The organism is Acidovorax sp. GW823-FHT01C06 (genome assembly GCF_058798375.1).
In genome coordinates this window covers 73,341-100,020 of record NZ_JBXAKN010000012.1, presented here as the reverse complement: position 1 = coordinate 100,020, position 26,680 = coordinate 73,341, and the positions used below count along the sequence as shown (strand labels likewise).

The following is a 26,680-nucleotide window of genomic DNA, read 5'->3' as shown; positions in this document are numbered from 1 at the left end:
TGCCAGCCGACTGCTTCGTGCAGTGCAGGACTAGCGAACAACGCCCACCAGCATCCGCCCAGAGCAATGCAGGTTTCGTTTGATGGTTGATGTTTTTTAACCATTGACGAAGCCACTCGCAGGCTGCGCCTGCGATCGTCTTCGTGAGAGAAAAATCATGACCGACACCTCTTTGGTGCAGGGCGAATTCGCGCCTGCAGAAACTTCCTTTGCTGCCGACCTTTCCGTGCAGCCTTCCCCCCTGGACGCCGTGGTGGCCGCCGCTGAAGGCGATGCCGCCGTCACCGCCGAACCCAATGGCTTCGTCGAACTGGGCCTGGCGCCCGAACTGGTGCAAGCCGTGGCTGACCTGGGCTACACCCAGCCCACCAGCGTGCAGCTCAAGGCCATTCCCCTGGCCATGGGCGGTGGCAACGACTCCACCAAGTTCATCGACCTGATGGTCTCGAGCCAGACCGGCTCCGGCAAGACCGCCGCCTTCCTGCTGCCCGTGCTGCACACGCTGATCAACCAGCAAGCCGCCGCCGAAGCCGAGGAACGCGCCGCTTTCGAGCGCGCCGTGGCCGAAGCCGCTGCGCGTGGCGAACCCGCTCCCAAGCGTGCCAAGCGCAAGGACCCCACCAGCTCGCGCAACTTCAAGGCCGCCACCCCGGGCGCCCTGATCCTGTGCCCCACGCGTGAACTGGCCCAGCAGGTGGCGCACGACGCCATCGACTTGGTCAAGCACTGCCGTGGTCTGCGCGTGGCCAACGTGGTGGGCGGCATGCCCTACCAGTTGCAGATCGCCAAGCTGCAGAACGCCGACCTCGTGGTCGCCACCCCCGGCCGCCTGCTGGACCTGCAGCGCTCGATGCAGATCAAGCTCGACAAGGTGCAGTTCCTGGTCGTCGACGAAGCCGACCGCATGCTGGACCTGGGCTTCTCGGACGACCTGGCCGAACTGAACCAGCTGACCGCCCAGCGCAAGCAGACCATGATGTTCAGCGCCACGTTCGCGCCGCGCATCCAGCAACTGGCGATGCGCGTGATGCACGACGGCGGTTCGTCGGTGCAGAAGGTGACCATCGATTCTCCGCAAGAGAAGCACGCCAACATCAAGCAGATGCTGTACTGGGCCGACAACGCCCAGCACAAGCGCAAGCTGCTGGACCACTGGCTGCGCGACACCACGATCAATCAGGCCATCGTTTTCGCCAGCACCCAGGTGGAGTGCGATGGTTTGGCCAACGACCTGCAGCAGGAAGGATTCTCGGCCGTGGCGCTGCACGGCGCGCTGAGCCAGGGCCTGCGCAACCGCCGCTTGATGGCGTTGCGTGCCGGCCAGGTGCAGATCCTGGTGGCCACCGATGTGGCTGCGCGCGGCATCGACGTGCCCACGATCACCCACGTGTTCAACTTCGGCCTGCCCATGAAGGCCGAGGACTACACCCACCGCATCGGCCGCACCGGCCGTGCGGGCCGCGATGGCCTGGCCATCACGTTTGCCGAGTTCCGCGACCGCCGCAAGATCTACGACATTGAGTCGTACAGCCGCCAGCAGTTCAAGGCCGATGTGATTCCCGGCATGGAGCCTTCGCAACGTGCTCCCCAGGCACCGCGCGGTGGTGACTTTGGTGGCCGTGGCCGCCCCGGTGGCGGTTACGACCGCGACAGCCGTGACCGCAAGTTCGGCGGCCCCGCACGCGGCAACAACGACCGCGGCGGATTTGGTGGTGGCTTTGGCGGCGGATTCGCCGGCCGCGATAGCCAGCGAGCAGCCCCTGCCCGTGGCGGCGAGGGTGGTGGTTTTGGTGCCCGTGATGACCGGGGCTTCGCTCCCCGCCGCGACGGTGACGGCTATGGCCGCAAGCCCGGTTTCGGTGATGCAGGCCGGGGTGGTTTTGCCCCCCGAGGCGACGCTGGCGCGCCCCGTGGCGAGTTCGCACCCCGCAAGCCCGGCTTCGCCAAGCCCGCAGGCGGTGGCGGCGGCAAGCCCTTCGTGGCCCATGATGCGCGCAAGCGCCCTGCGCGCCCCGCGCGCTGATTCGGCCGCCCCGTCGTTTCGACGCGAGCCCTGAAAGGCTGGCACCGCAAGGTGCCAGCCTTTTTTTGTTGCCGCCGCCTGCCGGGCGCGAGAATATAGAGAGAGGCTCGACAATAATCCTTCCGGGAGGAATCTGCAGTGTCGTCTTCGTTATCGTCGGGTGCGGACTTTGAGCACATGTTCGAGCTGGCCCCTGTGTCCCTCTGGCTGGAGGACTACAGCGCACTCAAGCAGATTCTGGACGGCTGGCGCGCCACCGGAGTCACGGATATCCGTGCCCACCTCGCGCAAGACCCGGCACGGGTGCGGCAATGCAGTGCCGCGCTCCAGGTTCTGAAGGTGAACCGCCGCACGCTGGAGCTGTTCGCTGCCCCGAGCCAGCAGGTGCTCGAGGCGAATCTGGACAAGGTCTTCAGGGATGACATGCACGATGCGGTCTCCCATGAGTTGGCGGCGCTTTGGTCGGGGCAGCTGGAGTTTTCGAACCAGACCGTGAACTACGCGCTCGACGGCCGGCGGCTCGATGTGCAGATCCGCGCGCGCATCCTGCCAGGGTATGAGGACGACTGGAGCCGCGTCCTGCTCTCGCTGGAAGACATCACGGCCCAGATGCGGGGCGCGCGCCAGCTGCGGCGCAGCGAACAATATGCCCGGGATCTGTTCGAGCATTCGCCCGTCTCCCTGTGGGTGGAGGATTTCAGCGCCGTGAAGAACCTGCTTGATGGCGTGCGCGCGCAAGGCATCGACGACTTCAAGACCTTCATCACGGTGCATCCCGAGTTCGTCACGCGCTGCATGCAGGAGATCCGGGTGGTGGATGTCAACCAGCAGACCTTGCGCATGTTCGGAGCATCCAGCAAGGAGATGCTGCTCAACAACATCGGCCGGGTGTTCCGGGGGGAAATGCACGAGTCTTTCGCCGACCAGTTGCTGGATCTGTGGGAGGGCAAGACCTTTCAGCAGCGCGAAGTCGTCAACTACGCCCTGTCGGGCGACGCGGTGCACATCCACATGCAGTTCTCGGTGCTGGCGGACCATTTGGCGGACTGGGGGCTGGTGCTGCTCTCGCTGGTGGACATCACCGCGCGCAAGAAGGCCGAGGCCTACCTGGAATACCTGGGCAAACATGACGTGCTGACCCAGCTTCGCAACCGGGCCTTCTATGCCGAGGAGCTCAACCGGGTCACGCGCAAGGGGCCCTGGCCCTTGTCCATCATTGCGATCGATCTGAACGGGCTCAAGGCCGTGAACGATGAGCAAGGCCATGCCGCGGGCGATTCGATGCTGCGAAGGGTGGGTGAAGTGCTGGCCAAGGCGGTGGATCCGCCGGCATGCGCCGCGCGCATTGGCGGCGACGAGTTCACCGTGTTGCTGCCGGGCATGGATGAGCGCAGTGCCTTTGCGTTGCAGGACCGCATCCTCTCGATGCTGGATCTGAACAACCAGTTCTATCCGGGACAGCCGATCAGCCTGGCCATGGGGGTCGCGTCGTGTCGATCCGGCGATCAGATGGAGGCGACGATCAACCGCGCCGACCAGGCCATGTATGCCGAAAAGAACCGCTACTACCAGGACAATGGCCTGGACAGGCGGCACGCCAGCTAGCCGCACCGCGCAAACGCCCGCCCCTGGCTGGATTCAGCCCGTGTGCACCGCGTAGCCGTACAGCCGCTCGGGAGGCACTCTGGCCAGCAGGCTGCGATCCGTGGCCGGGCCCGTGATGGCGTAGGCGGTCTGTGACGTGTCGCGCTGCAGGGTGCTGGTCACGCTCTTGCCTTGGGAGTCCGTCACGGCGGCCACAAGCGGGGTGCGTGCTTCGGCCCCCCGCCGCATCACGACCCCCATTTCTCCGGACGCGAGTTTCACGAAGTCGCCAGGTGGGTAGATGCCCAGCACCTTGATGGTCGCCGTGGAGAAGGGGCCCCCCTTGTCATCCCTGAACATCAGCCGGGCGGCGTCCTGGATGGAGAGCGGCTGGCGCAGCTGCCGGGGGCTGATGCGTGCCATGAACAGGTCCGCCATGCGCAATACCTGCGCAGCGTCGCTCACCGATGAGATGCCGTGTGGATAGCCGCTGCCATCCGGCTGCTCGTGGTGTTGCATCACTGCGGCGATCCACTCCGCGTCGGTAACGCCGGCTTTCTCCAGCAGCGCGGCACTCAGGGCAGGGTGTGCGCGGATCTGGGTGCGTTGCCGGTCCAGGGCCGGATAGTCCTGCGCGGCCATCTGGCCCTGCAGCTCGGCGATGCTGGCGTTCATCGTCAGCGCCGCCAGTGCGATCTGCCGGATGCGCACGGCGGCCCAGCCGAGCTGCCGCGCCATCAATATGCCCAGCAGCGCTGTGTAGACCGCATGGCTGTATCCGTAGCGCAGATGCTTTGCATGGTCCTGCCGCACGGCCATGAACAGGCCGATGTCGGGGTCCGCGTCGGCAAGCTCCAGTATCTCGTCCGCCAGCGCTTGGATCGCATCCAGGCTGTCGGAGGTTTCACCCAGGTGCGGCAGCGCCGATTCCAGTGCGTCAATGGCCAGCGCCCAGCGGGTATAGATGCTTTCCGGTGGTTTTGCCGCAGGGGCCGCCAGCGCCTGCACCGCCTTGAATTCTTCGATATCGACAAACATGCCGCGCTCGAGCAGTGCTTCCAGCTGGCTGTCGTTGCGGATCACGTGCCCACGGGCGAGCAGCAGGGTGCAATCCTGGTTGCGCACATTCCAAGGCAGCGGCACGCCCACCCGTACCTTGGATTCAACCAGTTTCAGCAGCTGCATGGTCGTCCTCCAGTGCCTGAGCCTCCTCGTCCGCTGCGCGAGCACACGGGTTCTGTCGAGAATGAAATTTCGCCCCATTGTTGCAGCATGCGTGGGGTTCCACAAACGGGCGGGTCAGCCTGGCGTGGCGGTCCGTCCAATATCGGGCCAGCGATGGTGCAGATAGATCCATGCGGCCATGCCCACGCACATCATCAACAGCGAGGCCAGTGCCAGCAAGACGGTGGAATGCATCACCAGCGGCACCACGACCCCTGCCACCAGGCCATTGGCGGTGGAGCCTACAAACGCCTGCATGGACGAGGCCATGCCGCGGCGCTCGGGGTGAAGGTCCAGCACCAGCAAGGTGACCACGGGCACCATCAGGGCCCAGCCAAACGCGAAGACCGCGATCGGCGCGAGTGCCCACGCCGCATGCACCGGGAACAGCAGATTGGCCCCCAGGTTGAGGATGGCCACGGTGAACATGATCACGAAGCCATGGCGTATCTGCCGCTTCGGCGCGATCTTGCCGGCCAGACGGCCGCTGAGCCAGGCGCCGCCCATGATGCCGGAGATGGTGAGGACGAAGAACCAGAAGAACTGCGTGGGCGCCAGCGCCAGGTGCTCGCCCAGGAAGGCCGGCGCCGCCAGCACATACAGGAACATGCCGTTGAAGGGCACGCCGCTGGCCAGCGCCAGCAGCACGAAGCGTGGGCTGGACCCCAGCTGCCAGTAGCCGCGCATCAGGTGGGGCACGTTGAAGGGCTGGCGCAGCTCGGGCTGCAGGGTTTCGGGCAGCAGGCGGAAGTTGGCGATCCACAGGACCACGCCGACCAGCGTCAGGAACCAGAAGATGCTGTGCCAGCCCGTGTGCACGAACAGCCAGCCGCCCACGATGGGGGCGATGGCCGGGGCCACGCCAAAGTAGATCGTCACCTGGCTCATCACCTGCTGCGCGCGTGCCGGGGGAAACATGTCGCGGATGACCGCGCGCGACACCACGATGCCGGCGCCCGTCGATAGCCCTTGCAGCGCCCTGAATGCAATGAGCTGGCCGATGCTTTGCGACAGCGCGCAGCCCGCGGAGGCCAGCGTGAACATCGCGATGCCGCACAGCACCACGGGGCGCCGGCCAAAGCTGTCCGCCAGTGCGCCATGGAAGAGGTTCATGAACGCAAAACCGAAGAGATAGGCCGACAGGGTCTGCTGCATCTCCACGGGGGTGGCGCCCAGCGCCTGCGCAATGCCGGTGAACGCGGGGATGTAGGTGTCGATGGAGAAAGGCCCCAGCATGCCCAGCACGGCGAGGAGGACGGCCAGGGCCCATTGGGGAGCGCGCCAGAGCGTGTGGGCGTTAGGGTTCATGGATGAATTTCGAAGGGCGGTGGAAGGGGCGTCGTGGGATGGCGGGCGGTGGAGCTGCCGCGGGATCGTCAGGGCCTGGGCCGCCTGGGCAGGAGCTGGCCCCCGGGCGAAAACCGGTACCAGCCCTCCATCCACCCCAGCCCGAAGAGTGAGAGGGTCTGCTCATAGTAGGCCGTGGTGCGCACGGGGCTTGCTGCCAGGCGGTTGCGTTGCGCTTGCAGCGCGGCGCTGTCTCCTTGCGCCTGCAGGAAGGGCAGCATCGCGGCAGAGAAGCCCGACGGGCCTGCCCCGGAGGCTTGTCCACTCCGTACATCGATGGATTCGGGGGGGTGCCCCTGTTCCCGCACGTAGCGGGCCATGGGGGCCAGTGCCGACAGCAGCGCCTTGCGGCCGCTGGCGGCCGGGTGCAGCATGCCGGCCCACAGGTAAACGCGGATCGCGTTGTAGGTGCCCTGGCCTTTTTCCTTGCCCTTTTCGTCGATGAGAAAGCCCTGCCGCGCGTCGTAAATGGCCCAGTCCGGGGCATAGCCTTGGGGGGATGCGCCCACGATGACCTTCTCGGAGCTTGGTACCAACTGCTTCCAGGCGGTCTGCGGGTACAGCGCGCCGAGCCGTTGCATTGCCTGCAAAGGCAGGTAGCTGGGGTTGAGTTTCCATCGGTCGTCGGCTTCCACAAAGCCGCGTGGCGCGGGCAGCAGGCACAGGCCCAGGCCTGGCAGGTCGGCTGTTTCTTCTGCAATGATGCGTGCGGCCAGCCGGGCTCCCAGTGCGTGGTAGCGCGGCACTTGCCACAAGCGGGCCGCCTCACCCAAGGCATAGGCAATCCAGAGGTCCGCGTCCGATGCGGCGTTGCTGTCGAGGATGCCCCAGGTACCGTCAGGCCGGCGGCCCCATAGCCACGCGGGCAAGCGGGCGCCGAGGTCGCCGCCGCTCAGGTTGTTTTCAGTCCAGCGCAGGAGGACATCGAACCCCTTGCGGTCATTGGCCACCAGGGCAAAGAAAATCCCGTATGCCTGGCCTTCGGAGTAGGTACGCCCGCCTTCGCCATCGTCGGAGATCACACGGCCTTCGTCGCTGACGAATTGCGCCTTGAAGCGGTCCCATGCGGGCCACTGGCCGCCGCTGGCCAGGTCCGCGGAGGGACGTGCCTGTCCGTTGGCGCCCAGGAACGCCGTGGGTGCGAGGAAACCCAGCCCCGTGAGCAGGGCCGTCCGCCGTAAGAGCAATGCAGCAGTCATGTCGGGAGAGTTTTCGTTTCGCATACTGTGGTGGAGCGCCTTCTTCTTTCCGCCGTCCTGTCAATGCAGCGCATTGGAGGCACCCGGGGGAAGCACGGGCTGCCACGGGCCTGGACAGCGTGGCGGGCGCAAGGGTTGCCTATACTAGCCAAGGAAATCCCGGGCGGGTTCTGGCGGCATTGTTTGAGGCGGTTCAATCCGCCTCCAAAATGCAGGCAACTGTGGGGGCTGATGGCCAAGCTTACAAAGGATGGGCGCGGGTGACCGCTGAGGATGTGGCGACTGCGCACGAAGGTCGGGCAACAAGTCCCGCTAGCTGCCTAGCGGCTTTCCCCAGATCCCTGCGGTCAACGTGGTCGGCCCTCGGAATGCAGCACGCCGTCCACCATCAACTCCAAAAGCGCCGCCCTCATCCCGTCGTTGTCAGCAACTGATGTCGCATTCCCTCGCTGCACGGCGATCACCCGGCCCTTGAAGTTGCCATCCCGATGAGGCAATTGCTGCGCAAGAGTTTCAACACGTGCATAGTCGTACTGCGAAAGGGTGTGCGCGATGGTGATGGTGATGCTCATGAGGGTTTCGGGCGGGCTGTGGCCCCGCAGCGGCGCGACGGGCAACTCTTTCGCAGTCATCACAAAGCTTGCACCTGATTGGTGGCAGCGTTTGTAGGCGGATGCCCACATCCCACCTGTGAACCGAAGATGGAAAGGCTGGCGAGCGACGCTGGCATCGCATGGGTGGCGGCCACTGGACGCTTTGATGCTGCTTCCAACCGATTCCGATGGCTCGCGGGGGTGAAAATGTGGAATGGCAAAAATAGTTTTGTCGTCAACCGAGAGAGTTATCGAATGAAGAAGATGATTGCAGCCCTTGCATTGCTCGTATGCGGGACGTCCATGGCAGCAGGGTCCTATGACGGTGTCTATGTCAATCTTGGCCAATCGGGCTCATATCTTTCAGTGCACACCAATGGTGACCGTGTGCTTGCCACCGTGTACGGGATCATCCCCGCCAGTGGCATCCGCATGACGAGCCTGGTGGGCAACGTGGAGCCCAGCCAACTGAACACCTGGGATCTGCTGGGAGGAACGGTGGCAGGAGACACCATGAAGCTCTCAGGTCAGATGCTATTTAACGCGTGCACAGTGGATGTCACCGTTCGTTTTGGGGCCGGAACGGCCAATGCAATGGTTACGGGAGCTGCGCAAACGCCCGTTGGGCAGGCCTCAGGAGTCCATTGCGCCGCCTTGCCGACGTTGCTTCCCAATGGGATGGCATTCTCCAAGGCCTTCTGAGCTGCGTTTGGGTTGTGGGGAGCCCTGGCTTTTTCTTGCGACTTCGCTTGAGAACGGACCATGCTCCTTCAGATGAGGATGGGCTTCTGGGTGGCGCTGCGACCGGTGCCCCCGCGTGCCTCGCGCCCATGCCCAGCCGCAGGGCGCAGGCCGGAACTGCATGGATTGCTCCGGGCCCGGTGCGATTGCACCGACAGGGGCCTGACGGCGCAGGGGCGGGCAGAGGGCTTCCATCAGGGGATGATGGAAGCCGTCGATCTACCCGGCTCCCGTGTTGGGAATGAATGAAAAAAGCCGCTACAACTTGATAGCTATAGCGGCTTTTTTTAGTTTGGTGGGTCCTGAGTGACTCGAACACTCGACCTACGGATTAAGAGTCCGCTGCTCTACCAACTGAGCTAAGAACCCAAACTTGTTAATCTGTCTGCATTGCTGCAGAGCCTCGAATTATGCACCAATTTTCTGCGAGTTGGCAAGCGCCGCAAAAAATTATTGCATCGCATTGCGGCTTGCGAGTTCCACAAAAAGGCCGCTGTGGTCCAGTTCACCCAGGCCATGCTCGACGCCTTCGGCATAGAGGGTCTCGAAGAGGGCCGTGATGGGGGCATCGAAGCCGATCTCGCCGGCGGTGGCCAGGGCGTTGCGCATGTCCTTGAGCTGCACCGCCATGCGGCCGCGCGGGGCAAAGTCGCGCTCCACCATGCGCTGGCCGTGCAGTTGCAGGATGCGGCTGTCGGCGAAGCCTCCCTGGATGGCCTCGCGCACCTTGGCCATGTCGGCCCCGCCCTTGGCGGCGAACAGCAGAGCCTCCGCCACCGCGCCAATGGTGATGCCCACGATCATCTGGTTGGCCAGCTTGGTGAGCTGGCCAGCGCCATGCGGTCCGACGTGGGTGGCGCGGCCGCAGGCGGCGAAGAGAGGCTGGGCCCGCGCAAAATCCTCGGGGCGACCGCCGACCAGGATGGCGAGCGTGCCGTTTTCCGCACCCACGGTTCCGCCAGACACCGGCGCATCCAGGTGGGACAGCCCCATTTCTCCCAGGCGAGCGGCGTGGTCCCGGGCCTCGCGGGGCTGGATGGAGGCCATGTCGATGAACAGCGCGCCCTTGCGCATGGCCTTGGCCGCGCCGGCCTCGAAAAGCACCTGGCCGACCACGGGGCCGTTTTCAAGCAGGCTGACCACCACGTCGGCGTTCTGGACGGCATCGGCGGCCAGGGAATGCACGGTGATGCCGGATGCAGCCAGGGGCTCCGCCTTGGCGCGGGTGCGGTTCCATGCGTGCACCTGATGTCCAGCGTCCTTCAGGCGCCGCGCGATGGGCAGGCCCATCATTCCGATGCCGAGGACTGCAATGCGAAGCGGTGTGGTGGTCATGGCGTCATTCACCCAGGAAGGTTGTCTCTCTGTGCATCATGTGCTTTTTTGGTGCGTCACCCTGTCAAGGAGCTTGCAGCATGGTTGGATTGGAATGATGATGCCGCACCGCCACAGGAGACTTCATCCATGAGCCTGCCCCTGCACGACCCCGCCTGGCTCGAGCGCATGTACAACAACCGCGCGCTGGTGCCCGACCACATGGCCTATCTGCAGCGCTGGGCCGACGATTCCGCCCGGGTGCGGGCGAGCCACCCGTGCGTGCTGGACGTGGCGTACGGTACCGGGACGGGAGAGGCGCTGGATATTTTCTCGTCCGCACGTGCCTCGGATGACGGTGTTCCCGTGCTGGTGTTCGTGCACGGCGGGTATTGGCGCTCGCTGGACAAGTCCGATCATTCGTTCATTGCCCCGTCCTTCACGCAGGCCGGTTTCTGTGTGGTGGTGGTGAACTACGCGCTGTGCCCAGGCACGCCGGAGGCGCCGGTCACCATTCCCCATATCGTGCGGCAGATGGAGAAGGCACTGGAATGGGTGTGGCGCCACATCGCCAGCCACGGCGGGGACCCCCGGCGCATCACGGTGGCCGGGCACTCGGCGGGAGGGCAACTGGCCGCCATGCTGCTTACCAGCGTGTGGCCCCTGGTCGGCCAGGGGCTGCCCGATGGGCTGGTGCGCAATGCGCTGTCGATTTCCGGGATCCACGATCTGGAGCCCATCATGCACACCCCCATGTACCAGTCGGTGCTGAACCTGACGGAGCAGCAGGTCCTTCAGTGCAGCCCCGCGCGGCTTCTGGAGCCGCCAGCGGGCACGCTCTACTGCGTGGTGGGGGCTGATGAAAGTACGGAGTTCCTGCGGCAGAACCAGCTCATGCAGGACGCCTGGGGCAGCCATTTCGTCCCCCGCAGCCAGGCACTGCCGGGCCTGCACCATTTCAGCATCGTGGATTGCCTGGCCAGGCCGGGGCATGACCTGCACCACATGGCGCAAAACCTGCTGCGCGCCTGAAGTGGGGGCAATCCCCTGCGGCGCTGCCCGTGTTTCCCGCCCCTCGGGCTTCGCGCAGGGGTGGCGCCCGCTGGCCTGGGCTGCGCCATCTGCATGTGCCGTGGCGGCGCAAGGGGCCGGCGCTGCCGTGCCGGCCGCCCGTGCTACATCAGCAGGTGCTCGCCTGCGTTGTCGCCGCCCAGGATCACGTAGTTCACCTTGCGGATGTCCATCAGCTTCTTGCCGCCCGCGTAGCTGATGGAGCTTTGCACGTCCTGCTCCATTTCGATCAGGGTGCCGGCCAGCTTTCCCTTGACGGGCTCCAGGATGCGCTTGCCTTCGACGTGCTTGTACTCGCCCTTGTTGAAGTCGCTCGCGGAACCGTAGTATTCCTTGTACAGCGCGCCGTCGACCTCGACGGTCTGGCCCGGCGATTCCTCATGCCCCGCAAACAGCGAGCCGATCATCACCATGCTGGCGCCAAAGCGGATGCTCTTGGCGATGTCTCCGTGGCTGCGGATGCCCCCGTCGGCGATGATGGGCTTGGTGGCCACGCGCGCGCACCACTTGAGCGCCGAGAGCTGCCAGCCGCCCGTGCCAAAACCCGTCTTGAGCTTGGTGATGCACACCTTGCCCGGGCCCACGCCGACCTTGGTGGCATCGGCCCCCCAGTTTTCCAGGTCGATCACCGCTTCGGGCGTGGCCACGTTGCCGGCGATCACGAAGGCCTTGGGCAGGTGCTGCTTGAGGTAGCCGATCATGTTCCGCACGCTGTCGGCATGGCCGTGCGCGATGTCGATGGTGATGTATTCGGGGGTGAGCCCCAGTGCCACCAGCTGGTCCACGGTGTCGTAGTCGGGCTGCTTCACGCCCAGCGAGATCGAGGCGTAGCAGCCCTGGGCGTGCATGTCCTTGACGAACTGGACATTGTCCAGATCGAAGCGGTGCATGACATAGAAGTAGCCGTTCTGTGCCATCCAGGTGCAGATCTTTTCATCCACCACCGTCTTCATGTTGGAGGGCACCACGGGCAGCCGGAACGAGCGTCCGCCCAGTTCCACGCTGGCGTCGCATTCCGAGCGGCTGTCCACCCGGCACTTGCGCGGCAGCAAGAGAACGTTGTCGTAGTCGAAGATTTCCATGAGATTCCAAGCTCCATAAAGGGACGCAGCCAAACAATTTCAGCGGCGGTGGGCGCTTGGCTTGGGACCGGCTTTGTGGGCGGGGCCGTTCAGGCCGCTCCGAACCCCGCGGTGCGCGGGCACAAAAAAACCGGACGCCAAGAAACTTGGGCCCGGTGATTGATTCTACCCGCCTGTCCGTTCCACCCTATAACGATGGTGGTATTACCGGTATCACCGGCAGGTGGATTGCGCCGCGGCGATGACCGTCCCCCGGGCATCCTGCACCCAGCCCACCATGCGCAGCCGCTCGGCCTGCGCCCCTTCGGGGATGCGCATGGACCGTGTTTCCATCCATTTCGATGGCCCCAATCCCGACACCGGCCGCTGGCCGGGCTTGCCCCATGCGCCGTGGAGCATGTTCCTGACGATATTCCGGGGCACGGCCGTGCCATCGGTTCCCGCTGGCACGGCCTCCACGAGCAGCAGGTAGAACTCCAGGGGGCCAGGCGCGGCGGTCCGGCCCGGGGTGAACGCGATCGCCGTGCCCAGGTAGTCGTTGAACGGCATGCCGTGGGCTACCCGCAGTCCGGCAGGCCGGGCTGCCTGTACCGCAGCGGTGTGCACGTCGGTGGCCCGGGGCGACTTGCGGCCCAGCGCCTCCAGCCGGACCAGGGCGTCGCGGGCGGCAGCGGCGGCCAGCGGTGCATCCTCGCCCGCCGCGCCGGGCACGATCCAGTCCAGCACCGCCGTGCCGGCGCCGGCGGTCGGCGCGGGGGGCGCGCGGTCCGTCCAGCAGGCCTCGCAGTCCGCGCTGAGGAAGCGCTCGAAGAGGGCGGTGGGCCGTGGGGTGCCGTCGCTGCTGCAGCTGGCCTGGGCCCAGGTGGCCGCGGGTGCATGGGCGAGTACAAGGGCCACGAGGCTGGCCAGGGTGCGGGCAGTGTTTTTCATAAAAGAATGGGAGGGCGGCGGGGCGCTTTCTACAATGGCTGGATGTTCCCACAAGACCCGTTCCCGGGGGGGCCAGATGTGCTGGCGCCCACCTCCCTTGATGCGCCCTCGGCTGCGTCGCCCCTCCTGGCCCATCTGAACCCCGAGCAGCTCGCCGCCGTCACCCTGCCGGCGGGGCATGCGCTCATCCTGGCGGGCGCTGGCTCGGGCAAGACGCGGGTGCTCACCACGCGCATCGCCTGGCTGCTGCAAAACGGCTACGCCACGCCCGGCGGCATCCTGGCCGTCACCTTCACCAACAAGGCCGCCAAGGAAATGGTGGCGCGCCTGTCGGCCATGCTGCCGGTGAACGTGCGCGGCATGTGGATCGGCACCTTCCACGGCCTGTGCAACCGGCTGCTGCGGGCGCACCACAAGGCGGCCGGCCTGCCGCAGTCGTTCCAGATCCTGGACACGCAGGACCAGCTTTCGGCCATCAAGCGCCTGTGCAAGCAGCACAACGTGGACGACGAGCGCTTTCCGCCCAAGCAGCTGTCGTACTTCATCGCCGGCTGCAAGGAAGAGGGCATGCGCCCCGGCGACGTGCCCACGCACGACAGCGACGCCCGCAAGAAGGTCGAGATTTACCAACTGTACGAAGAACAATGCCAGCGCGAAGGCGTGGTGGACTTTGGCGAGCTGATGCTGCGCAGCTACGAGCTGCTGCGCGACAACGACCCGATCCGCGAGCACTACCAGCGCCGCTTCGCGCACATCCTGGTGGACGAATTCCAGGACACCAACAAGCTGCAGTACGCCTGGCTCAAGCAGCTGGCGGGCAACGACACTGGCGGGCGCTTCGAGGCGCGCGGCAGCGTGATCGCCGTGGGCGACGACGACCAGAGCATCTACGCCTTTCGCGGTGCGCGCGTGGGCAACATGGCCGACTTCGTGCGCGAGTTCGATGTGCAGCAGCAGATCAAGCTGGAGCAGAACTACCGCAGCTACAGCAACATCCTCGACTCGGCCAATACGCTCATCAGCCACAACAGCCGGCGCCTGGGCAAGAACCTGCGCACCACGCAGGGGCCCGGCGAGCCCGTGCGCGTGTACGAGGCCAGCACCGACCTGGCCGAGGCGCAGTGGATGGTCGACGAGATCAAGCAGCTGGTGCGCAGCGACGGCTTCGAGCGCAAGGAGATCGCCGTGCTCTACCGCAGCAATGCGCAAAGCCGGGTGATCGAATCGGCGCTGTTCAACGCCAGCGTGCCCTACCGCGTGTACGGCGGCCTGCGCTTCTTCGAGCGCGCCGAAATCAAGCACGCGCTGGCCTACCTGCGCCTCTTGGAGAACCCGCACGACGACACGAGCTTCCTGCGCGTGGTCAACTTTCCGCCGCGCGGCATCGGGGCGCGCAGCATCGAGGTGCTGCAGGACGCAGCGCGCGCCGCCGGCTGCTCGCTGCACGACGGCGTGAGCGCCGTGCCCGGCAAGGCGGGCGCCAACCTCGGCGCCTTTGTCGCCATGGTGGACGTGCTGCGCGAGCAGACGCAGGGCCTGAACCTGCGCGGCATCATCGAGCAGGTGCTCGAATCCTCGGGGCTGGTGGAGCACTACCGCACCGAGAAGGAAGGCGCCGACCGCATCGAGAACCTGGAAGAACTGGTCAACGCGGCCGAGAGCTTCGTCACGCAGGAGGGGTTTGGCCGCGATGCCGTGGCCCTGCCGCTGGACGAGCATGGCACGCCGCTCACGCAGAGCACGGTCAGCCAGGGGCTGGATCCCGATGCCCCGGTCGTCGACGAACCGCTCAAGCCCGTGCCGGGCATCGTGGACGCGGACACGGGCGAAACCCTCTCGCCCCTGGCCGCCTTCCTCACGCACGCCGCGCTGGAAGCGGGCGACAACCAGGCCCAGGCCGGGCAGGACGCGGTACAGCTGATGACCGTGCACGCCAGCAAGGGCCTGGAGTTCGATGGCGTGTTCATCGGCGGCATGGAAGAGGGCCTGTTCCCGCACGAAAACTCCGCCAGCGAGCGCGACGGACTGGAGGAAGAGCGCCGCCTGATGTACGTGGCCATCACCCGTGCGAGGAAGCGCCTGTACCTGAGCCATTCGCAGACGCGCATGCTGCACGGCCAGACACGCTACAACATCAAGAGCCGCTTCTTTGACGAACTGCCCGAGGGCGCGCTCAAGTGGATCACGCCCAAGCAGCAGGGGTTTGGCTCCTTTGCTCCTAATTCAGGAGCTTCTGGCGCTTATGGGTCAAGCGCTAGAGGCCCATTTGGCTTCAAGTCCGAGACCTTCGCCAGCCCGCCGGTGCCCGTGCAGAAGACCGCGCCCGCCCACGGCTTGCGGGTGGGCATCGCGGTGTTCCACACCAAGTTCGGCGAAGGCAAGGTGCTGGCCATCGAAGGCACGGGCGACGACGCGCGCGCGCAGGTCAATTTTCCGCGCCATGGCACCAAGTGGCTGGCGCTGTCGGTGGCCAAGCTCACGGTGGTGGACTGATTGAAATCATCGCCCGCCGCTCCGGCGCTGGTGGTGCTCGGCGGGCTGCCGGGCGTGGGCAAGAGCACGATCGCCCGCGCGCTGCTGGGGCAGTGGCCGGCGGTGTACCTGCGCATCGACACCATCGAGCAGGCGCTGCGGGATTGCGGCGCGCTGGGAGGCAGTGGCGTGGGGGCCGCGGGCTATGTGGTGGCGTATGCCCTGGCGCGCACCCATCTTTCGCAAGGACTGTCCGTTCTGGCGGACTGCGTGAACCCCTGGGCCGAGACGCGCGCGTCCTGGCACCGCGTGGCCCTGGACGCGCAGGCGCCGATGCTGGCCGTGGAGGTGGTCTGCGGCGATCCCGCCGAGCACCGCCGGCGGGTCGAGCAGCGGGTGAGCGACGTACCCGGTCTCGTGCCGCCCCTCTGGGATGCCGTGTGCCGGCACGACTACGTGCCCTGGGCGGCGGACAACAACCAGCTGGTGGTAGACACCGCGTACCGCAGCCCGGGCGAAGCGGCCAGGCACATCCTGGCCGCGCTGCGCGAACGCACGGCCGGCTAGGCGGGGAGGCAGCGCGCCGTGGTGTCCGGCAGCGCCAGCTTTTCAGCGTATAGCCCGCTGCGCTCGGGCGAGATCAGCGCCCCCAGGCCCTGCATCACCGTGACCTCGGCCCCGGCCTGCTGGTCCCGGTAGCACTTGCCCAGCAGTTCCAGGGTCGCCTCCAGCGCACCCGCCTGCTGTGCCGAGGTTTTCCGGAGGGTTTCGGCCTGCTGCCTGAGCCAGCCTTCATAGGCCTCCAGGCTGGCCTGCGGCAGCTTGGCGCGCTCGGCCTCGGGGATCATGCTGCCGTACAGCCCCAGGAGGCTTTGGGTCCCCGGCTGCCCCATCACCAGCACTGCGTCGTAGCGGGCCTCATACGAGCCCTGGCGGTAGATCACCTGGTGGATCTGATAGCGCAGCTTGCCCTTCTCGCCCCCGAGCGTGCGGATCAGGTCGCGCGCAGCGGCGCTGTGGCGGTCGCTGGCGAACTGCGTCTCCAGGGCCGCCGAAATCTGCGCATCGCTGGGATAGGTGATGGCCGCGGGCGAGCAGGCCGCCAGGGCGCCCACGGCCCCCATATACAAAAAGCCACGAAAGATAATTGATTTCATATTTGTGACAATAAAACAGGAGATTCCATTCATTTTCTTGAAAGTATGGATTTCTGAATGTTATTGCGGGTTTCATGATGATTTGAAGTGTAAAGACTTGTTTGTTTTTACAGTGGATTATGGAAGTACGGCGGCATCGTTCAAATGTGGGAATGCACCCGCTGGCGGAGTAAGTGCTTGTCCTACATGCCAAAACCCCGGGCGGCTCATAGCGCGGATCCTGGGAGGTACGACCTGTGGATAACTCGGAAAATGCCAGCCCGGGCCGGGCCTACATTTCTTTACGGTGTGGACGGGTGCGCGCCTCAAGAATTCGTTCGCAGGCCGCAAGCGGCTGCTTCGTCAATTAATTTCAACCCTTCGAAGGATTATTGATATGCGCAAACTTGCCATTACCACCGTCGCAGCACTCGCATTTACCTGCAGCGCAGCTTTCGCCCAGAGCGGCAACGTCGCGATTCCTGGCCTGATCTCGGGCAAGGGCTCCGCCGGCTCCGAAGTGACCAACAGCCGCATCACCGTCACCAACAACAAGGCCACCAACGTCATCGCTGGCGGCGGCAAGGCCGGCATCAAGGTGGCCGAGATCTCGATGGAAGGCGTGGCCAACGTCAACAGCGTCAACATCACCGGCTCCAAGATCCGCAACTCGGACATCACCGTGAGCGGCAACGAAGCCACCGACATCAAGGCCATCGGCGGCACGGCCAACGTGAACAGCGTCAACATCAACTGACCGGCGTGCCGCGGGTCCGTCCGGCAGCCGCCGGCCGGACCGCAAGCCGTCCGACCATCCTGTCCATCCAGAAAAGGGGCTGTGAGTGCACACAACGCGCAAGACGCAACGCCATGAAGCCGCGGCGCTCTGGCTGCTCGGTCTTTCCGTGGCCCTGGCGCCGCTGCGCGGTCAGGCGCAGGAGTCCATGCTCGCCGGGGTGGGCTGGCACAAAAACAGTGCCGGCACGCAGGTGGACGCGGGCAGCCAGATCCAGGTGCTCGGCAACCGCTCCACGGGACCGGTGATCTCCACCGGCGGCAAGGGCTCCGCCCTGGCCAATGTCGGCATGCGCGTGGACCTGGCGGGCACCGCGCAGGCCAACGGCATCGGCCTGGCAGCGATGGATGTGCGCCAGTCCCAGGTGCAGGTGCTGGGCAACCAGGTAACGGGCTTCGTGCATGCCCTGGGCGGTGCCGCCACCGCCAACATGGTGCTGGCGGCCAGCGCCACGGGTACGAAGCAGCTCACGGCGAGCCGCCTGATCGTGCAGGGCAACCGCGCGGCCGACGTCGCGGCCTTCGGCGCCAAGTCCGAGGTGCTGCTGGGCACCGGTTCGCTGCAGATGCCCGGCCGCGCCACGGCCAACAGCGTGCTGCTGGATGCGACCGACGTGCGCAATTCCGAGGTGGCGCTGGTCGGCAACGAGGCCCGTGGCGTCACCTCCATCGGCGGATCGGCGCTCGCCAATGCGCTCACCGCGGCCCGGTCCACCCTGGAGGACACCCGCATCCTGCACACCGGCAACCGCGCGCAGGACGTGCGCGCAGGCGGCGGCAGCGCCGGCGTGGGGCGCGGCACCATTGCCCAGGTGGATCTGACGGGGGTGGCGGCGGCCAACGCGGTCACCCTGGCGTCGAGCGAGCTCAAGGGCGCGCAACTGGTCCTGGCGGGCAATGAAGCGGCCCAGGTCATCGCGACGGGCGGCAGCGCCCTGGCCAACAGCATCAGCTTTTCCGACCACAAGCTCGCCGGTTCGGCGGGCTACCAGGCGGGCGTTTCGGGCAATACCGCACGCAACGTGCAGGCCTGGGGCGGTGAAGGATCCATTCTCGGCGGGGCGCTGGCCGACGTGCGGGTGTCCGCCTCGGCCCTGGCCAACACCATCTCCGTGACCCGGGGCGAACTGGCCGAGGGGCCCGTGCACCGCCTCAGTGGCAACCAGGCGCGCGATGTGGTCGCGACCGGGGGCGGGGCGGCGGCCAACAGCCTGTGGCTGGACAACGCGACCGTGCGGGCTGGCACCGTGCTGCTGGCGGGCAACGTGGCCGACCAGGTGCGCACGGCCGCAGGCTCGGGCACCATTGGGGGTGGCCTCGTCGGCGCCCTGGAGCGCAACGGCCGCGCACTGGCCAACACCGTGGTGGCGGACCACCAGTCCACGCTGGAGCGCGCCGCCGTCACCGTCAGCGGGAACCACGGCCAGTCCATCACGGGCTCGGGCGGGTTGGCCGCGGCCAACACGCTGATGGTGAGCGAGGGCCGCGTGCAGGACACCGCCCTGACCCTGGCGGGCAACAGCGCCGACGGGGTGCGGTCCACCGGCTATGCGGCGCAGGCGGGCGGGGGGCTTCTGTTTTCGGCCAGCCAGCAGTCGGCCGCGCTGGCGAACACGCTGGCGGTCACGGGGTCGCAGCTTGATGCGCAGACGCTGACGCTGGCGGGCAACACCGCATCGCGGCTGACGGCACGCGGAGGCGCGCTGCTGGCCAACAGCATTGCATTGGAAAACGGCGCGGGCGCGCCCTCGCGCCTGTCGGCGGCGGGTGTGCTGAGCGGCAACACGGCCAGCGACATGAGCACCGCGGCGGATTCGGTCTCCGGCGCGGGGGGGCTGGCCGGGCGCGAGAGCCGTGCGCGGGCCGCCGCCAATGCCCTGGTGCTGCACGACGATGCGCTGGTGGATGCATCCTCGCCCTGGCTGATCGCCGGGAACTCCGCGCGCGGCGTGCACGCGCCCGGAGGCACCGCCCTGGTCAATGCGCTGGCGGCCTACCGTGGCGCGCGGGTGCAGGGCAGCCCGGTGGTCATCGCGGGCAACACGGGCGAGGACATCCGCGCCGCCGGCAGTGGCGCGCAGGCACTGGGCGTGGGCACCAAGTCCAATGGCGTGCTGGCGGCCAACGGGCTGTACATGGATGGCTCGGGCGCCACGGCGCTGGCCCGCAGCACCCTGCAGGTGGTGGGCAATACGGCCCGGCAGCTGAACGCTGACGGTGGCCGCATCAACGCCAATGCGCTGTCGGTCAACGCCCAGGGCCGCGTGGAGGCCAGCGCGCTGACGCTCGCGGGCAACACGGCGGCCGACGTGCGCAGCGAAGGGCGCGAGGGCACGGTGGGCGGCTTTGCCGCGTTTGGCAGGGGCGTGGGGCAGGCCAATGCCAACGCCATCCAGGTGCTGGGGGACATGCGCGCGGCCAGCCTGCAGCTGATGGGCAACACGGCGGGGCGTGTGTTCGCCACCGAGGGCCTGGCGGCGGCCAACAGTTTTTCGCAGGGCTCCGGTGGCCGTGTGGACGGGGTCCAGGCGCTGGTGGCCGCCAACACGGCGGTGTCCACCCAGGCCGAGCAGGGCAGCACGGCGCTGGCCAACAGCGTGCAGGCCGACGGGACGCTGCAGGGCAGCGCGGTGCAGGTGGTGGCCAACCAGGGCAGCGCCCGCGCCGCCGGCCGGGACGGGCTGGCCAACAGCGTGCGCACGCAGGGCCGTGGGCGCGTGGCCGGCTCGTCGGTCACCGTGACCGCCAACCAGGGCTCGGGCGAGCAGGGGGTGGCCAACAGCGTGGACATCGCGGGCACGCTGCAGGGCGGCAGCATCACCATCCTGGGCAACCAGGGCTCGGCGCGGGATGGCGGGGCGATCAACAGCGTGGTGGGCGATGGCCGCATCTCGGGCAGCCAGATCACCATCATCGGCAACGCGGGGTCGGCCAGCGGCGGGCTGGCCAACAGCGTGCGCGGCGGGGGGAGCATCACGGCGTCGAGCATCACCATCCTGGGCAACCAGGCCAGTGCGCAGGGTGCCAGCAGCAAGGTCAACAGCGTCACGGGATCGGGCTCCATCAAGGGCAGCCAGATCCTGATCGCGGGCAACACGGGCCGGGCCAGCGGCGGCGGCCTTGTCAACGGTGTGAACAACAGCGGCAGCATGGCGGGCGCGCAGGTCGTGGTGACCGGCAACCAGGGCAATGCCACGGGCGGCGGCACCGTCAACAGCGTGGACAACCGGGGCCAGCTCTCGGGCCGGGTGCTGATCGCGGGCAACCGGGGCAGCGCCACGCTGGGCGGCACGGTCAACTCGCTGGTGAACCACGGCGTGATGGCGGGCACGGTCGTGATCGCCGGCAACCAGGGCCATGCGGCCGTGGGCGGCGTGTCCAACTCGGTGGTCAACCAGGGGGTGATCACGGGCGCGGTGACCATCGTCGGAAACATGTCGGCGGCCGCGGCGGGCATGACCTCTGGCAGCGTGCGCAATGTGGGCGGGGCCATCACCGGCGTGGTCGGCGTGGCGGGCAACACCCCGTTTGCCGCCAATCCCGGCTACACGTACGCCATCCCCTCAACGGGCGTGGTGAACCAGTCCGTCACGGTGCTGCCGGCCGTGAACCTGCTCAGCATGTAGGGCGGCGCTGCCTGGCGGGTGCGCAGCGGCGCGTTTTTGGTTTTCAGTGGATGAAGGAGTCGCAATGAAAAATCTGGACGAAAACTCCCATCGGCGCACGCTTCGCGCCCTGGGCCTTTGGTGCGGGGCAGGGGCACTGGCGCTGATGGGCGCCGGCGCGCAGGCCCAGCTGGTGAACTACGGCGAACAGCTGGGTGCCTACAAGGACATGGCGCAAAGCGGTGTGCGGCTCAACGACGGGGTCTATCCGTCGGTGAGTGCCAAGGCCCGCGTGAACCGCGCCATCTCGCAGAACACGCTGGTGGACCAGAGCGCGCTGGTGCAGCCCGACGGCACGCTGAAGCTGCCCGACGGGCAAAAGAACATCGTGATCCGTTCCACGTATTCCGATGTGCAGCGCGCGCCCGACGGCACGCTGCGCATCGCCAGCCCCGTGATCCAGGGCAACGTGAACGGCAACGTGACGCTGTACGTGGAAGGCAAGGGCGTGGAAAACATCACCGTCCTCAATTCCGGCCGCTGACGGCCGCGGGCCTTCTGCCTTGCAGCCCCGGGAGAGCGGGGCTTTTGATACCACCACCACAACAAAGAACCATGACGAAAAGAACATTGCGATGGGGAGCGCTGGCGCTGGCAGTGGCCACGCTCGCTGGCTGTGCATCCACGGAAAACGCCCTCAAGGACGCCAATACGCTGCTGCAGGAGCGCGAGGCCGACAAGCTGCTGCCGGTCACCAACCTGAGCCCCTACGCGCTGGCGCTCGGCCGCTTCGGGCGCATGCTCGATGTCTACAAGGAAGGCGATCCCGTCATCTACATGCAGACGCGCAGCATCCTGGATGCCACCAACCTCTCCAGCCCGCTCGTGGGGGCGGAGATTCCCGGCGACATCACCGAGATGGTGCGCACGGCCGTCAACCGCATCGGTGCGCGCGTGGTCTATGTGCCCTACCACCCGGACTACCTGGTGTCGCAGGCCCAGCTGGGCGCCAAGTTTGGCGTGACCATGCCGGACTTCCTGATCACGGGGGCGCTCACGGAGTTCGACCGTGCCATCGCGGGCGCGGGGCGCGTGAATTCGGCGGGCATCGAGTTCGGCAAGGGCAACGGCAAGACCACGCTGGGAGGCGACATCAAGCGCACGGCCATTTATTCGGCACTGGCGCTGGACCTGAACCTCGTGAGTTTCTCCACGCAGCAGATGGTGCCCCAGGTGCAGGCCTCCAACGTGGTCAAGGTGCTCAACTTCAGCTCCGAGGACAACGCCAGCCTGGGCTTTTACGGCGATGCCTTCGGCTTCAAGCTGGAAGGCAAGTACCTGCAGGGGCGCCATTCGGCCATCCGCACGCTGGTGGACCTGAGTGTGCTGGAGCTGATCGGCAAGGCCACCAACACGCCGTACTGGCGCTGCATTCCCAACGGCACGCCGGACCCCGTGGTGGTGGAGAACATGCGCGCGGCCTACAACGGGCTGACGCCCGAGCTCAAGCTGGGGCTGATCCAGGTGACGCTGCGCAAGTACGGCGAGCCGCTGCAGGTGACGCAGAAATACGACGACGAGACCCGGCAGGCGCTGGAGAAGGTGTATGCGCAGCGGTACCCCTCCCTGGGCGCCGTGGACGTGATGACCTGGCAGGGTTTTGAGCCCCTGTTCTTTGGTGTGCCCATGGCCTGGGACACGGCGCAGGCACCCGCGTTGGCCGGTGCGGCGCCAGCGCCCGGCGGCGCCCCGGCGGGCACGAAGGCTGGCACATGATGCGTGGCGCCCGCATGTTCTACCGCTGCGCGCCCTGGGTGGTGGGGGCTGCCCTGCATGCGCCCGCCTTCGCGCAGCTGCCGCCGGCCGCTCCGCCGGCGCCTGCACCCGCGCCCACGCCGGCACAGCAGGCGGCGGCCCCCGGGGCCACGGCGGGTGCGCGTTTCCTCGAAGCGTGCAACGAGGCGCTGGAGCGCGGCGTGGCCGAGCTGGGCTGCCAGGGGCCGATCTACCGCAACGAGCTCGAGCGCCTGAAGCGCGAAGCCCTGAACACGCAGAACCCGCAGCTGCTTTCGTTCGTGGGCGATGCGTACCAGAACCCCCGGTCCGGCCTGGGCGACATGGGCCAGGCCTACCGCTGGTACCTGCTGGCCGCCGTGCGCGGCGATCCGCGCGCGATGCAGCGCCTGACGGAGATGAACCGCAAGGGCCAGGGCGTCCCCAAGGACAACGTGCGGGCCCTGGGCTATGCACGCCTGCTGGAGCGCATGAGCCAGCCCGACACCGGCACCCACCGCAATGTGGTGTCGGTGATCAACGAACTGGGCGCGGAAATGGCCGTGGAAGAAGTGGCCCTGGCCGAGCGCTTCGCATCGGAACTGGAGGCGCGCATCCAGCGCCAGGCCGCGGGGGAGGGCTCCGACAAAGGCGGTGACCCGCGGCCCGCGGCGGCGGGGGCCGTTCGGCCGGGTTCCGTCCTGCCGGGCATGTCGGCCGTGCCCCGCCCGGCCTCGGGTGCGCCGGCTCCGGCTGCGGTGCCTGGCGGCAGCTTGCCTGGAACGCCCGGAAAGGCACCGCCCTGATGCGAGGTTTTCCCACCATGAACGGCACATCATTGTTCGCGCTGCTGTTGCTGCTGGCGTGTGCCACGGTCCGGGCCGCAGGCCCGGTGGGGCCCGTGGGGCCCATCGGGCCCGAGCGCGCCGGGCCGCTGGACCCGCCTCGCCAGGGCCGCGCGAACCCCGTGCCACGGCCTGCCGCGCCAGTGCAGCCTGCCACCAGCGCTGCCAGCGGCGCGGGCGCGGGCAACCGCATCGAGGTCTCGGGCAATACCGCGTCCGGCACACGTTGCGCCGCGGATGGCTCGGCCTCCGTCAACAGCGTGGACGTATCGGGCGCGCGCCTGGAGGGCCGCACGGTCATCGTGCAGGGCCGCAATGCGAATGACGTGCGCACCGGCGATTGCCCGCAGCCCCCGAAGGCAGGGGGGGCGGCGGGCCAGACCAACAGCATCCGCATTCGCTGATGCGTGGCGCCCGACCCGCCGTTCCGCAGGCCACCTCGCAAACCGCGCCACGGCAACCACCATGGACAGTGATTGATGAACCAGGAGCACCAGACACCATGAATTCAACGACTCCCGTGTGGACGCCATCGCGCAGGGGGGCGGCCCTGGCCGTGGCCGCTGCCGCCGTTGTGCTGGCAGCGTGCAAGGAGCGCGCGCCCGAGCCGCAGGTGGCTGCGGCGACCGCGCCCGTGCCCGCCGCGGGCCCCGCACCCACTGCACCTGCAACCCAGGCAGCGCCAGCACCGGCACCGGCGGCCGCGCCAGCCGCCGCCACGCCCAAGAAGGTCCCCATGTCCATCCAGGGCGTGGCCGCCGCGGGCGTCACGGTGCGCGTCAAGGCGGTCGAGATCGGCGCGGACGCGACGGTGCTCGACGTGAGCATCTCGTTCGCCAACCGCATCACCGACACCACCATGCTGGCCCTGGCCGACACCTACCTGCAGGATGAGAGCGGTGCCCGCCTGCACATCAAGCGGCCCGACAACAACCGTGACATCACCATCCGCGAGGGCGAGACGCTGGACGGCCAGCTCGTGTTCATGGGCGCCGTGGCGCCGTCGGCGCGCAAGCTCAAGCTCGTGTTCAACGATGGCAACCAGGGCGACAACATCGTGGCGCCGGGGCTGGTCGTCGACCTGCCGCTGCAGGGCGGCTGATGCGGCATCCGGGCTTGGCGGCCGCCGGGGCGCACGCCGTCGCGCCGGCCTGCGCCCTGCTGGTAGCGCTGGCGGCTTGCGGGCCGGCACATGCGCTGGAGGTCGTGCGCAGCGGCCGGGCGCTGGGCGCCGTGCCCACGCGGCTGGTGCCCGCATCGGGCGCGCCATCGACCACGCTGCGCGCGCAGGAGCCCGCGGGCGGGCTGGTGGGACGGCGGCAGGACACCACGCTGCAGCGCAGCGCAGGGCCGCAAACGATCCTGCGCGAGGCCGAGGTGCCCAGGGAGCGGCTGGAGCAGACGCGCGCCCTGCTGGCGGAGCTCAAGGCCCGGCCCACGCCCGAGCAGGCCATCTCCATCGACCTGCCGGCGGACGTGCTGTTCGATTTCGACAAATCCGACCTGCGCGCGGACGCGGCGTCCTCGCTGGACAAGGCGGCGGAACTCATCAAGAGCTATGCGGCGGCGCCGCTCACGGTGGTGGGCCACACCGATGGCAAAGGCACCGACGCCTACAACGACAGCCTGTCGCTGCGCCGCGCCGAGGCCGTGGCGCGTGCACTGCACCGCCAGACGGGCCGGCAGGCCGCTGTGCAGGGCCAGGGCAAGCGCCAGCCCGTGGCGCCCAACACCACGCCGGACGGCCGGGACGACCCGCAGGGCCGGCAGCTCAACCGGCGCGTCCAGATCCTCATCGGCGTGCCGTCCCGGGAAGGCAGGTAGACCATGGCCCTTGTGCGTTGCCCGGAATGCGGGCGTGAAGTCTCGTCGAAGGCGCCCGCCTGCCCGTCCTGCGGCTACCCCCTGCAGGCCCAGGGCGCTTCGCCCGCGGAACCCCAAAACGCGCTGCAGTCGCCGCATGTGTGGGGCCGTGTGGCCTTGGCCCTGGGCGCGTGGCTGGTCACCCCCTGGATTGCCAGGCTCATCGTGGCGCTGGCGGTGTGCGTGCTGGCGTATTTCATGTTCACCGGGCGGTGACCTTGCGCGTCCCGGAGGGTTCGCGCTTGCGAGTCCACAGAGCGCATCAATGCGCCAAGGTGCCTGCGCCATGGGCGCCCGCCAGCGCCACCGCATCCGCGCCCGCCGCATAGCGCAGCCGCGCTGACGCATCGTTCACCGCCGCCCACACGGCCTCGGCCACATCCTGCTCGGTCGTCACGGCCGCGGGCTGGCCCAGGGCGGCGAAGACGGACTGGGCGCAGGGCGCATAGGCGGGCGGGATCAGCCCCTGCATGCGCTCGGCGCCATTGGCGGTGAACTGCGTGGTGGGCGCATAGCCGGGCTCCACGAGTTTCACGCGGACGCCAAAGGCCTCCAGCTCGAAGGCCAGCGAGGCGGTGAACCCCTCGATGGCGGTCTTGCTGGCGGTGTAGGCGGCCACGAGCGGCATGGGTGCCAGGGTGGCGCTGGACGTGACGTTGACCACCAGGCCCGCGCGCCGGTCGCGCATCTGCGGCAGCACGGCCTGGGTCACCGCCATGGTGCCGAAGGTGTTGGTGTCGAAGATGTCGCGCACCGTGGCCATGGGCGTGGCCTCGAAGGCGCCGAACAGGCCCAGGCCCGCGTTGTTCACCAGCACGTCGATGGGGCCTGCGGCCTGCAGCGCCTGGGCGATGCTGTCGGACCGGGTCACGTCCAGCGGCAGGATGCGCAGGCGGTCCGATGGCTGCAGCAGGTCGGTGCGCGGGGTGCGCATGCTGGCGATCACGTTCCAGCCCTGGGCGTGGAAGTGGCGGGCGGTGGCAAGGCCGTAGCCGGACGAGCAGCCGGTGATCAGGATGGTCTTCATGGTGAAACTCCGTGGATGGGTTGCGATGGAACGTGGTGCAACGATATCGGGCCGGA

At 67.5% G+C, this 26,680-nt stretch carries 24 protein-coding genes and 1 tRNA gene; 15 read left to right on the top strand and 10 right to left on the bottom strand.

From position 1 onward, the window contains the following. Nucleotides 1-157 precede the first annotated feature (157 nt). On the top strand, nt 158-2,023 hold the full coding sequence (locus AC1RCS_RS21505) for a DEAD/DEAH box helicase (RefSeq protein WP_492245882.1): 1,866 nt from the start codon (nt 158-160) through the stop codon (nt 2,021-2,023). A 177-nt stretch (nt 2,024-2,200) separates the two neighbouring features. Further along, nucleotides 2,201-3,628, top strand: coding sequence for a sensor domain-containing diguanylate cyclase (locus tag AC1RCS_RS21500; RefSeq protein ID WP_492245922.1), 1,428 nt, complete (start codon nt 2,201-2,203; stop codon nt 3,626-3,628). Nucleotides 3,629-3,661: 33 nt separating this feature from the next. Here AC1RCS_RS21500 and AC1RCS_RS21495 read toward each other — a convergent pair whose 3' ends face one another. The 4 genes from AC1RCS_RS21495 to AC1RCS_RS21480 all read right to left on the bottom strand — a co-directional run bounded on the left by AC1RCS_RS21495 (nt 3,662) and on the right by AC1RCS_RS21480 (nt 7,949). After that, entirely contained in the window at nt 3,662-4,792 is a 1,131-nt protein-coding gene (locus tag AC1RCS_RS21495; RefSeq protein WP_492245881.1) for an HD-GYP domain-containing protein, read from the bottom strand. Between the two features lie 114 nt (nt 4,793-4,906). After that, nucleotides 4,907-6,139, bottom strand: coding sequence for a multidrug effflux MFS transporter (locus AC1RCS_RS21490; protein ID WP_218295705.1), 1,233 nt, complete (start codon nt 6,137-6,139; stop codon nt 4,907-4,909). Between the two features lie 68 nt (nt 6,140-6,207). Next, entirely contained in the window at nt 6,208-7,377 is a 1,170-nt protein-coding gene (bcsZ, locus tag AC1RCS_RS21485) for a cellulose synthase complex periplasmic endoglucanase BcsZ (RefSeq protein ID WP_492245880.1), read from the bottom strand. 347 nt (nt 7,378-7,724) lie between these two features. Then, nucleotides 7,725-7,949: a hypothetical protein gene (locus AC1RCS_RS21480; protein ID WP_492245879.1), complete on the bottom strand. Its 225-nt coding sequence runs from the start codon at nt 7,947-7,949 to the stop codon at nt 7,725-7,727. Nucleotides 7,950-8,225: 276 nt separating this feature from the next. On the opposite strand from AC1RCS_RS21480, the gene AC1RCS_RS21475 reads away from it, so the two are divergent. Next, nucleotides 8,226-8,672 carry a hypothetical protein gene (locus AC1RCS_RS21475; RefSeq protein ID WP_492255482.1) on the top strand — a complete coding sequence of 149 codons (447 nt, stop codon included), beginning with the start codon at nt 8,226-8,228 and terminating at the stop codon, nt 8,670-8,672. A gap of 332 nt (nt 8,673-9,004) precedes the next feature. Here the strand turns inward: AC1RCS_RS21475 and AC1RCS_RS21470 are convergent. Together AC1RCS_RS21470 and AC1RCS_RS21465 are read right to left on the bottom strand one after the other, a co-directional pair. Beyond that, nucleotides 9,005-9,080, bottom strand: a tRNA-Lys gene (locus AC1RCS_RS21470). An 81-nt stretch (nt 9,081-9,161) separates the two neighbouring features. Further along, nucleotides 9,162-10,046: an NAD(P)-dependent oxidoreductase gene (locus AC1RCS_RS21465; RefSeq protein WP_369643069.1), complete on the bottom strand. Its 885-nt coding sequence runs from the start codon at nt 10,044-10,046 to the stop codon at nt 9,162-9,164. Nucleotides 10,047-10,175: 129 nt separating this feature from the next. Here AC1RCS_RS21465 and AC1RCS_RS21460 point away from each other — a divergent pair, with 129 nt between their 5' ends. Continuing rightward, nucleotides 10,176-11,057 (top strand): alpha/beta hydrolase, encoded by an 882-nt coding sequence (locus tag AC1RCS_RS21460; protein WP_492245877.1) that lies wholly within the window; start codon nt 10,176-10,178, stop codon nt 11,055-11,057. 143 nt (nt 11,058-11,200) lie between these two features. Here the strand turns inward: AC1RCS_RS21460 and AC1RCS_RS21455 are convergent, their stop codons facing one another. Together AC1RCS_RS21455 and AC1RCS_RS21450 are read right to left on the bottom strand one after the other, a co-directional pair. Then, nucleotides 11,201-12,178, bottom strand: a complete 978-nt coding sequence (locus AC1RCS_RS21455) for a GMP reductase (RefSeq protein ID WP_218295696.1) — start codon at nt 12,176-12,178, stop codon at nt 11,201-11,203. Between the two features lie 213 nt (nt 12,179-12,391). Next, nucleotides 12,392-13,108 carry a hypothetical protein gene (locus tag AC1RCS_RS21450; protein ID WP_218295695.1) on the bottom strand — a complete coding sequence of 239 codons (717 nt, stop codon included), beginning with the start codon at nt 13,106-13,108 and terminating at the stop codon, nt 12,392-12,394. Between the two features lie 42 nt (nt 13,109-13,150). Here AC1RCS_RS21450 and AC1RCS_RS21445 point away from each other — a divergent pair, with 42 nt between their 5' ends. Then, a complete protein-coding gene (locus AC1RCS_RS21445) occupies nt 13,151-15,601 on the top strand; it encodes a UvrD-helicase domain-containing protein (protein WP_492245876.1) in 2,451 nt (816 codons plus the stop codon). Further along, nucleotides 15,602-16,147 (top strand): P-loop nucleotide/nucleoside kinase family protein, encoded by a 546-nt coding sequence (locus AC1RCS_RS21440; RefSeq protein ID WP_492245875.1) that lies wholly within the window; start codon nt 15,602-15,604, stop codon nt 16,145-16,147. Here the strand turns inward: AC1RCS_RS21440 and AC1RCS_RS21435 are convergent. Beyond that, complete coding sequence (locus AC1RCS_RS21435; protein ID WP_255594735.1) at nt 16,144-16,737, bottom strand: hypothetical protein; 594 nt, start codon at nt 16,735-16,737, stop codon at nt 16,144-16,146. The two genes, AC1RCS_RS21440 and AC1RCS_RS21435, sit on opposite strands and share 4 nt — an antisense overlap. A gap of 376 nt (nt 16,738-17,113) precedes the next feature. On the opposite strand from AC1RCS_RS21435, the gene AC1RCS_RS21430 reads away from it, so the two are divergent. From AC1RCS_RS21430 to AC1RCS_RS21390, 9 genes are all read left to right on the top strand, one after another. Continuing rightward, on the top strand, nt 17,114-17,473 hold the full coding sequence (locus AC1RCS_RS21430) for a hypothetical protein (protein ID WP_218295692.1): 360 nt from the start codon (nt 17,114-17,116) through the stop codon (nt 17,471-17,473). An 85-nt stretch (nt 17,474-17,558) separates the two neighbouring features. Further along, entirely contained in the window at nt 17,559-21,137 is a 3,579-nt protein-coding gene (locus AC1RCS_RS21425; protein ID WP_492245874.1) for a beta strand repeat-containing protein, read from the top strand. 64 nt (nt 21,138-21,201) lie between these two features. Beyond that, nucleotides 21,202-21,660: a hypothetical protein gene (locus AC1RCS_RS21420; protein WP_218295691.1), complete on the top strand. Its 459-nt coding sequence runs from the start codon at nt 21,202-21,204 to the stop codon at nt 21,658-21,660. Between the two features lie 71 nt (nt 21,661-21,731). Beyond that, a complete protein-coding gene (locus tag AC1RCS_RS21415) occupies nt 21,732-22,892 on the top strand; it encodes a hypothetical protein (RefSeq protein ID WP_492245873.1) in 1,161 nt (386 codons plus the stop codon). Then, complete coding sequence (locus tag AC1RCS_RS21410) at nt 22,889-23,695, top strand: SEL1-like repeat protein (RefSeq protein WP_255594733.1); 807 nt, start codon at nt 22,889-22,891, stop codon at nt 23,693-23,695. Before AC1RCS_RS21415 ends, AC1RCS_RS21410 begins: the two co-directional genes overlap by 4 nt. A 17-nt stretch (nt 23,696-23,712) precedes the next feature. Continuing rightward, nucleotides 23,713-24,138 (top strand): hypothetical protein, encoded by a 426-nt coding sequence (locus tag AC1RCS_RS21405; RefSeq protein WP_492245872.1) that lies wholly within the window; start codon nt 23,713-23,715, stop codon nt 24,136-24,138. Nucleotides 24,139-24,236: 98 nt separating this feature from the next. Beyond that, nucleotides 24,237-24,836, top strand: a complete 600-nt coding sequence (locus AC1RCS_RS21400) for a DUF4352 domain-containing protein (protein ID WP_218340036.1) — start codon at nt 24,237-24,239, stop codon at nt 24,834-24,836. Continuing rightward, nucleotides 24,836-25,558 carry an OmpA family protein gene (locus AC1RCS_RS21395; RefSeq protein ID WP_218340037.1) on the top strand — a complete coding sequence of 241 codons (723 nt, stop codon included), beginning with the start codon at nt 24,836-24,838 and terminating at the stop codon, nt 25,556-25,558. Before AC1RCS_RS21400 ends, AC1RCS_RS21395 begins: the two co-directional genes overlap by 1 nt. A gap of 3 nt (nt 25,559-25,561) precedes the next feature. Further along, nucleotides 25,562-25,813 carry a zinc ribbon domain-containing protein gene (locus AC1RCS_RS21390; protein WP_218295687.1) on the top strand — a complete coding sequence of 84 codons (252 nt, stop codon included), beginning with the start codon at nt 25,562-25,564 and terminating at the stop codon, nt 25,811-25,813. A gap of 46 nt (nt 25,814-25,859) precedes the next feature. Here AC1RCS_RS21390 and AC1RCS_RS21385 read toward each other — a convergent pair whose 3' ends face one another. Then, nucleotides 25,860-26,624, bottom strand: a complete 765-nt coding sequence (locus tag AC1RCS_RS21385) for an SDR family oxidoreductase (RefSeq protein WP_492245871.1) — start codon at nt 26,622-26,624, stop codon at nt 25,860-25,862. Nucleotides 26,625-26,680 lie beyond the last annotated feature (56 nt).

Bases quoted from the DNA above. Each gene is read 5' to 3' on its own strand.
- AC1RCS_RS21505 (WP_492245882.1), top strand. From the start codon at position 158: ATGACCGACACCTCTTTGGTGCAGGGCGAATTCGCGCCTGCAGAAACT.
- AC1RCS_RS21500 (WP_492245922.1), top strand. From the start codon at position 2,201: ATGTTCGAGCTGGCCCCTGTGTCCCTCTGGCTGGAGGACTACAGCGCA.
- AC1RCS_RS21495 (WP_492245881.1), bottom strand. From the start codon at position 4,792: ATGCAGCTGCTGAAACTGGTTGAATCCAAGGTACGGGTGGGCGTGCCG.
- AC1RCS_RS21490 (WP_218295705.1), bottom strand. From the start codon at position 6,139: ATGAACCCTAACGCCCACACGCTCTGGCGCGCTCCCCAATGGGCCCTG.
- bcsZ (WP_492245880.1), bottom strand. From the start codon at position 7,377: ATGACTGCTGCATTGCTCTTACGGCGGACGGCCCTGCTCACGGGGCTG.
- AC1RCS_RS21480 (WP_492245879.1), bottom strand. From the start codon at position 7,949: ATGAGCATCACCATCACCATCGCGCACACCCTTTCGCAGTACGACTAT.
- AC1RCS_RS21475 (WP_492255482.1), top strand. From the start codon at position 8,226: ATGAAGAAGATGATTGCAGCCCTTGCATTGCTCGTATGCGGGACGTCC.
- AC1RCS_RS21465 (WP_369643069.1), bottom strand. From the start codon at position 10,046: ATGACCACCACACCGCTTCGCATTGCAGTCCTCGGCATCGGAATGATG.
- AC1RCS_RS21460 (WP_492245877.1), top strand. From the start codon at position 10,176: ATGAGCCTGCCCCTGCACGACCCCGCCTGGCTCGAGCGCATGTACAAC.
- AC1RCS_RS21455 (WP_218295696.1), bottom strand. From the start codon at position 12,178: ATGGAAATCTTCGACTACGACAACGTTCTCTTGCTGCCGCGCAAGTGC.
- AC1RCS_RS21450 (WP_218295695.1), bottom strand. From the start codon at position 13,108: ATGAAAAACACTGCCCGCACCCTGGCCAGCCTCGTGGCCCTTGTACTC.
- AC1RCS_RS21445 (WP_492245876.1), top strand. From the start codon at position 13,151: ATGTTCCCACAAGACCCGTTCCCGGGGGGGCCAGATGTGCTGGCGCCC.
- AC1RCS_RS21435 (WP_255594735.1), bottom strand. From the start codon at position 16,737: ATGAAATCAATTATCTTTCGTGGCTTTTTGTATATGGGGGCCGTGGGC.
- AC1RCS_RS21430 (WP_218295692.1), top strand. From the start codon at position 17,114: ATGCGCAAACTTGCCATTACCACCGTCGCAGCACTCGCATTTACCTGC.
- AC1RCS_RS21420 (WP_218295691.1), top strand. From the start codon at position 21,202: ATGAAAAATCTGGACGAAAACTCCCATCGGCGCACGCTTCGCGCCCTG.
- AC1RCS_RS21415 (WP_492245873.1), top strand. From the start codon at position 21,732: ATGACGAAAAGAACATTGCGATGGGGAGCGCTGGCGCTGGCAGTGGCC.
- AC1RCS_RS21410 (WP_255594733.1), top strand. From the start codon at position 22,889: ATGATGCGTGGCGCCCGCATGTTCTACCGCTGCGCGCCCTGGGTGGTG.
- AC1RCS_RS21405 (WP_492245872.1), top strand. From the start codon at position 23,713: ATGAACGGCACATCATTGTTCGCGCTGCTGTTGCTGCTGGCGTGTGCC.
- AC1RCS_RS21400 (WP_218340036.1), top strand. From the start codon at position 24,237: ATGAATTCAACGACTCCCGTGTGGACGCCATCGCGCAGGGGGGCGGCC.
- AC1RCS_RS21395 (WP_218340037.1), top strand. From the start codon at position 24,836: ATGCGGCATCCGGGCTTGGCGGCCGCCGGGGCGCACGCCGTCGCGCCG.
- AC1RCS_RS21390 (WP_218295687.1), top strand. From the start codon at position 25,562: ATGGCCCTTGTGCGTTGCCCGGAATGCGGGCGTGAAGTCTCGTCGAAG.
- AC1RCS_RS21385 (WP_492245871.1), bottom strand. From the start codon at position 26,624: ATGAAGACCATCCTGATCACCGGCTGCTCGTCCGGCTACGGCCTTGCC.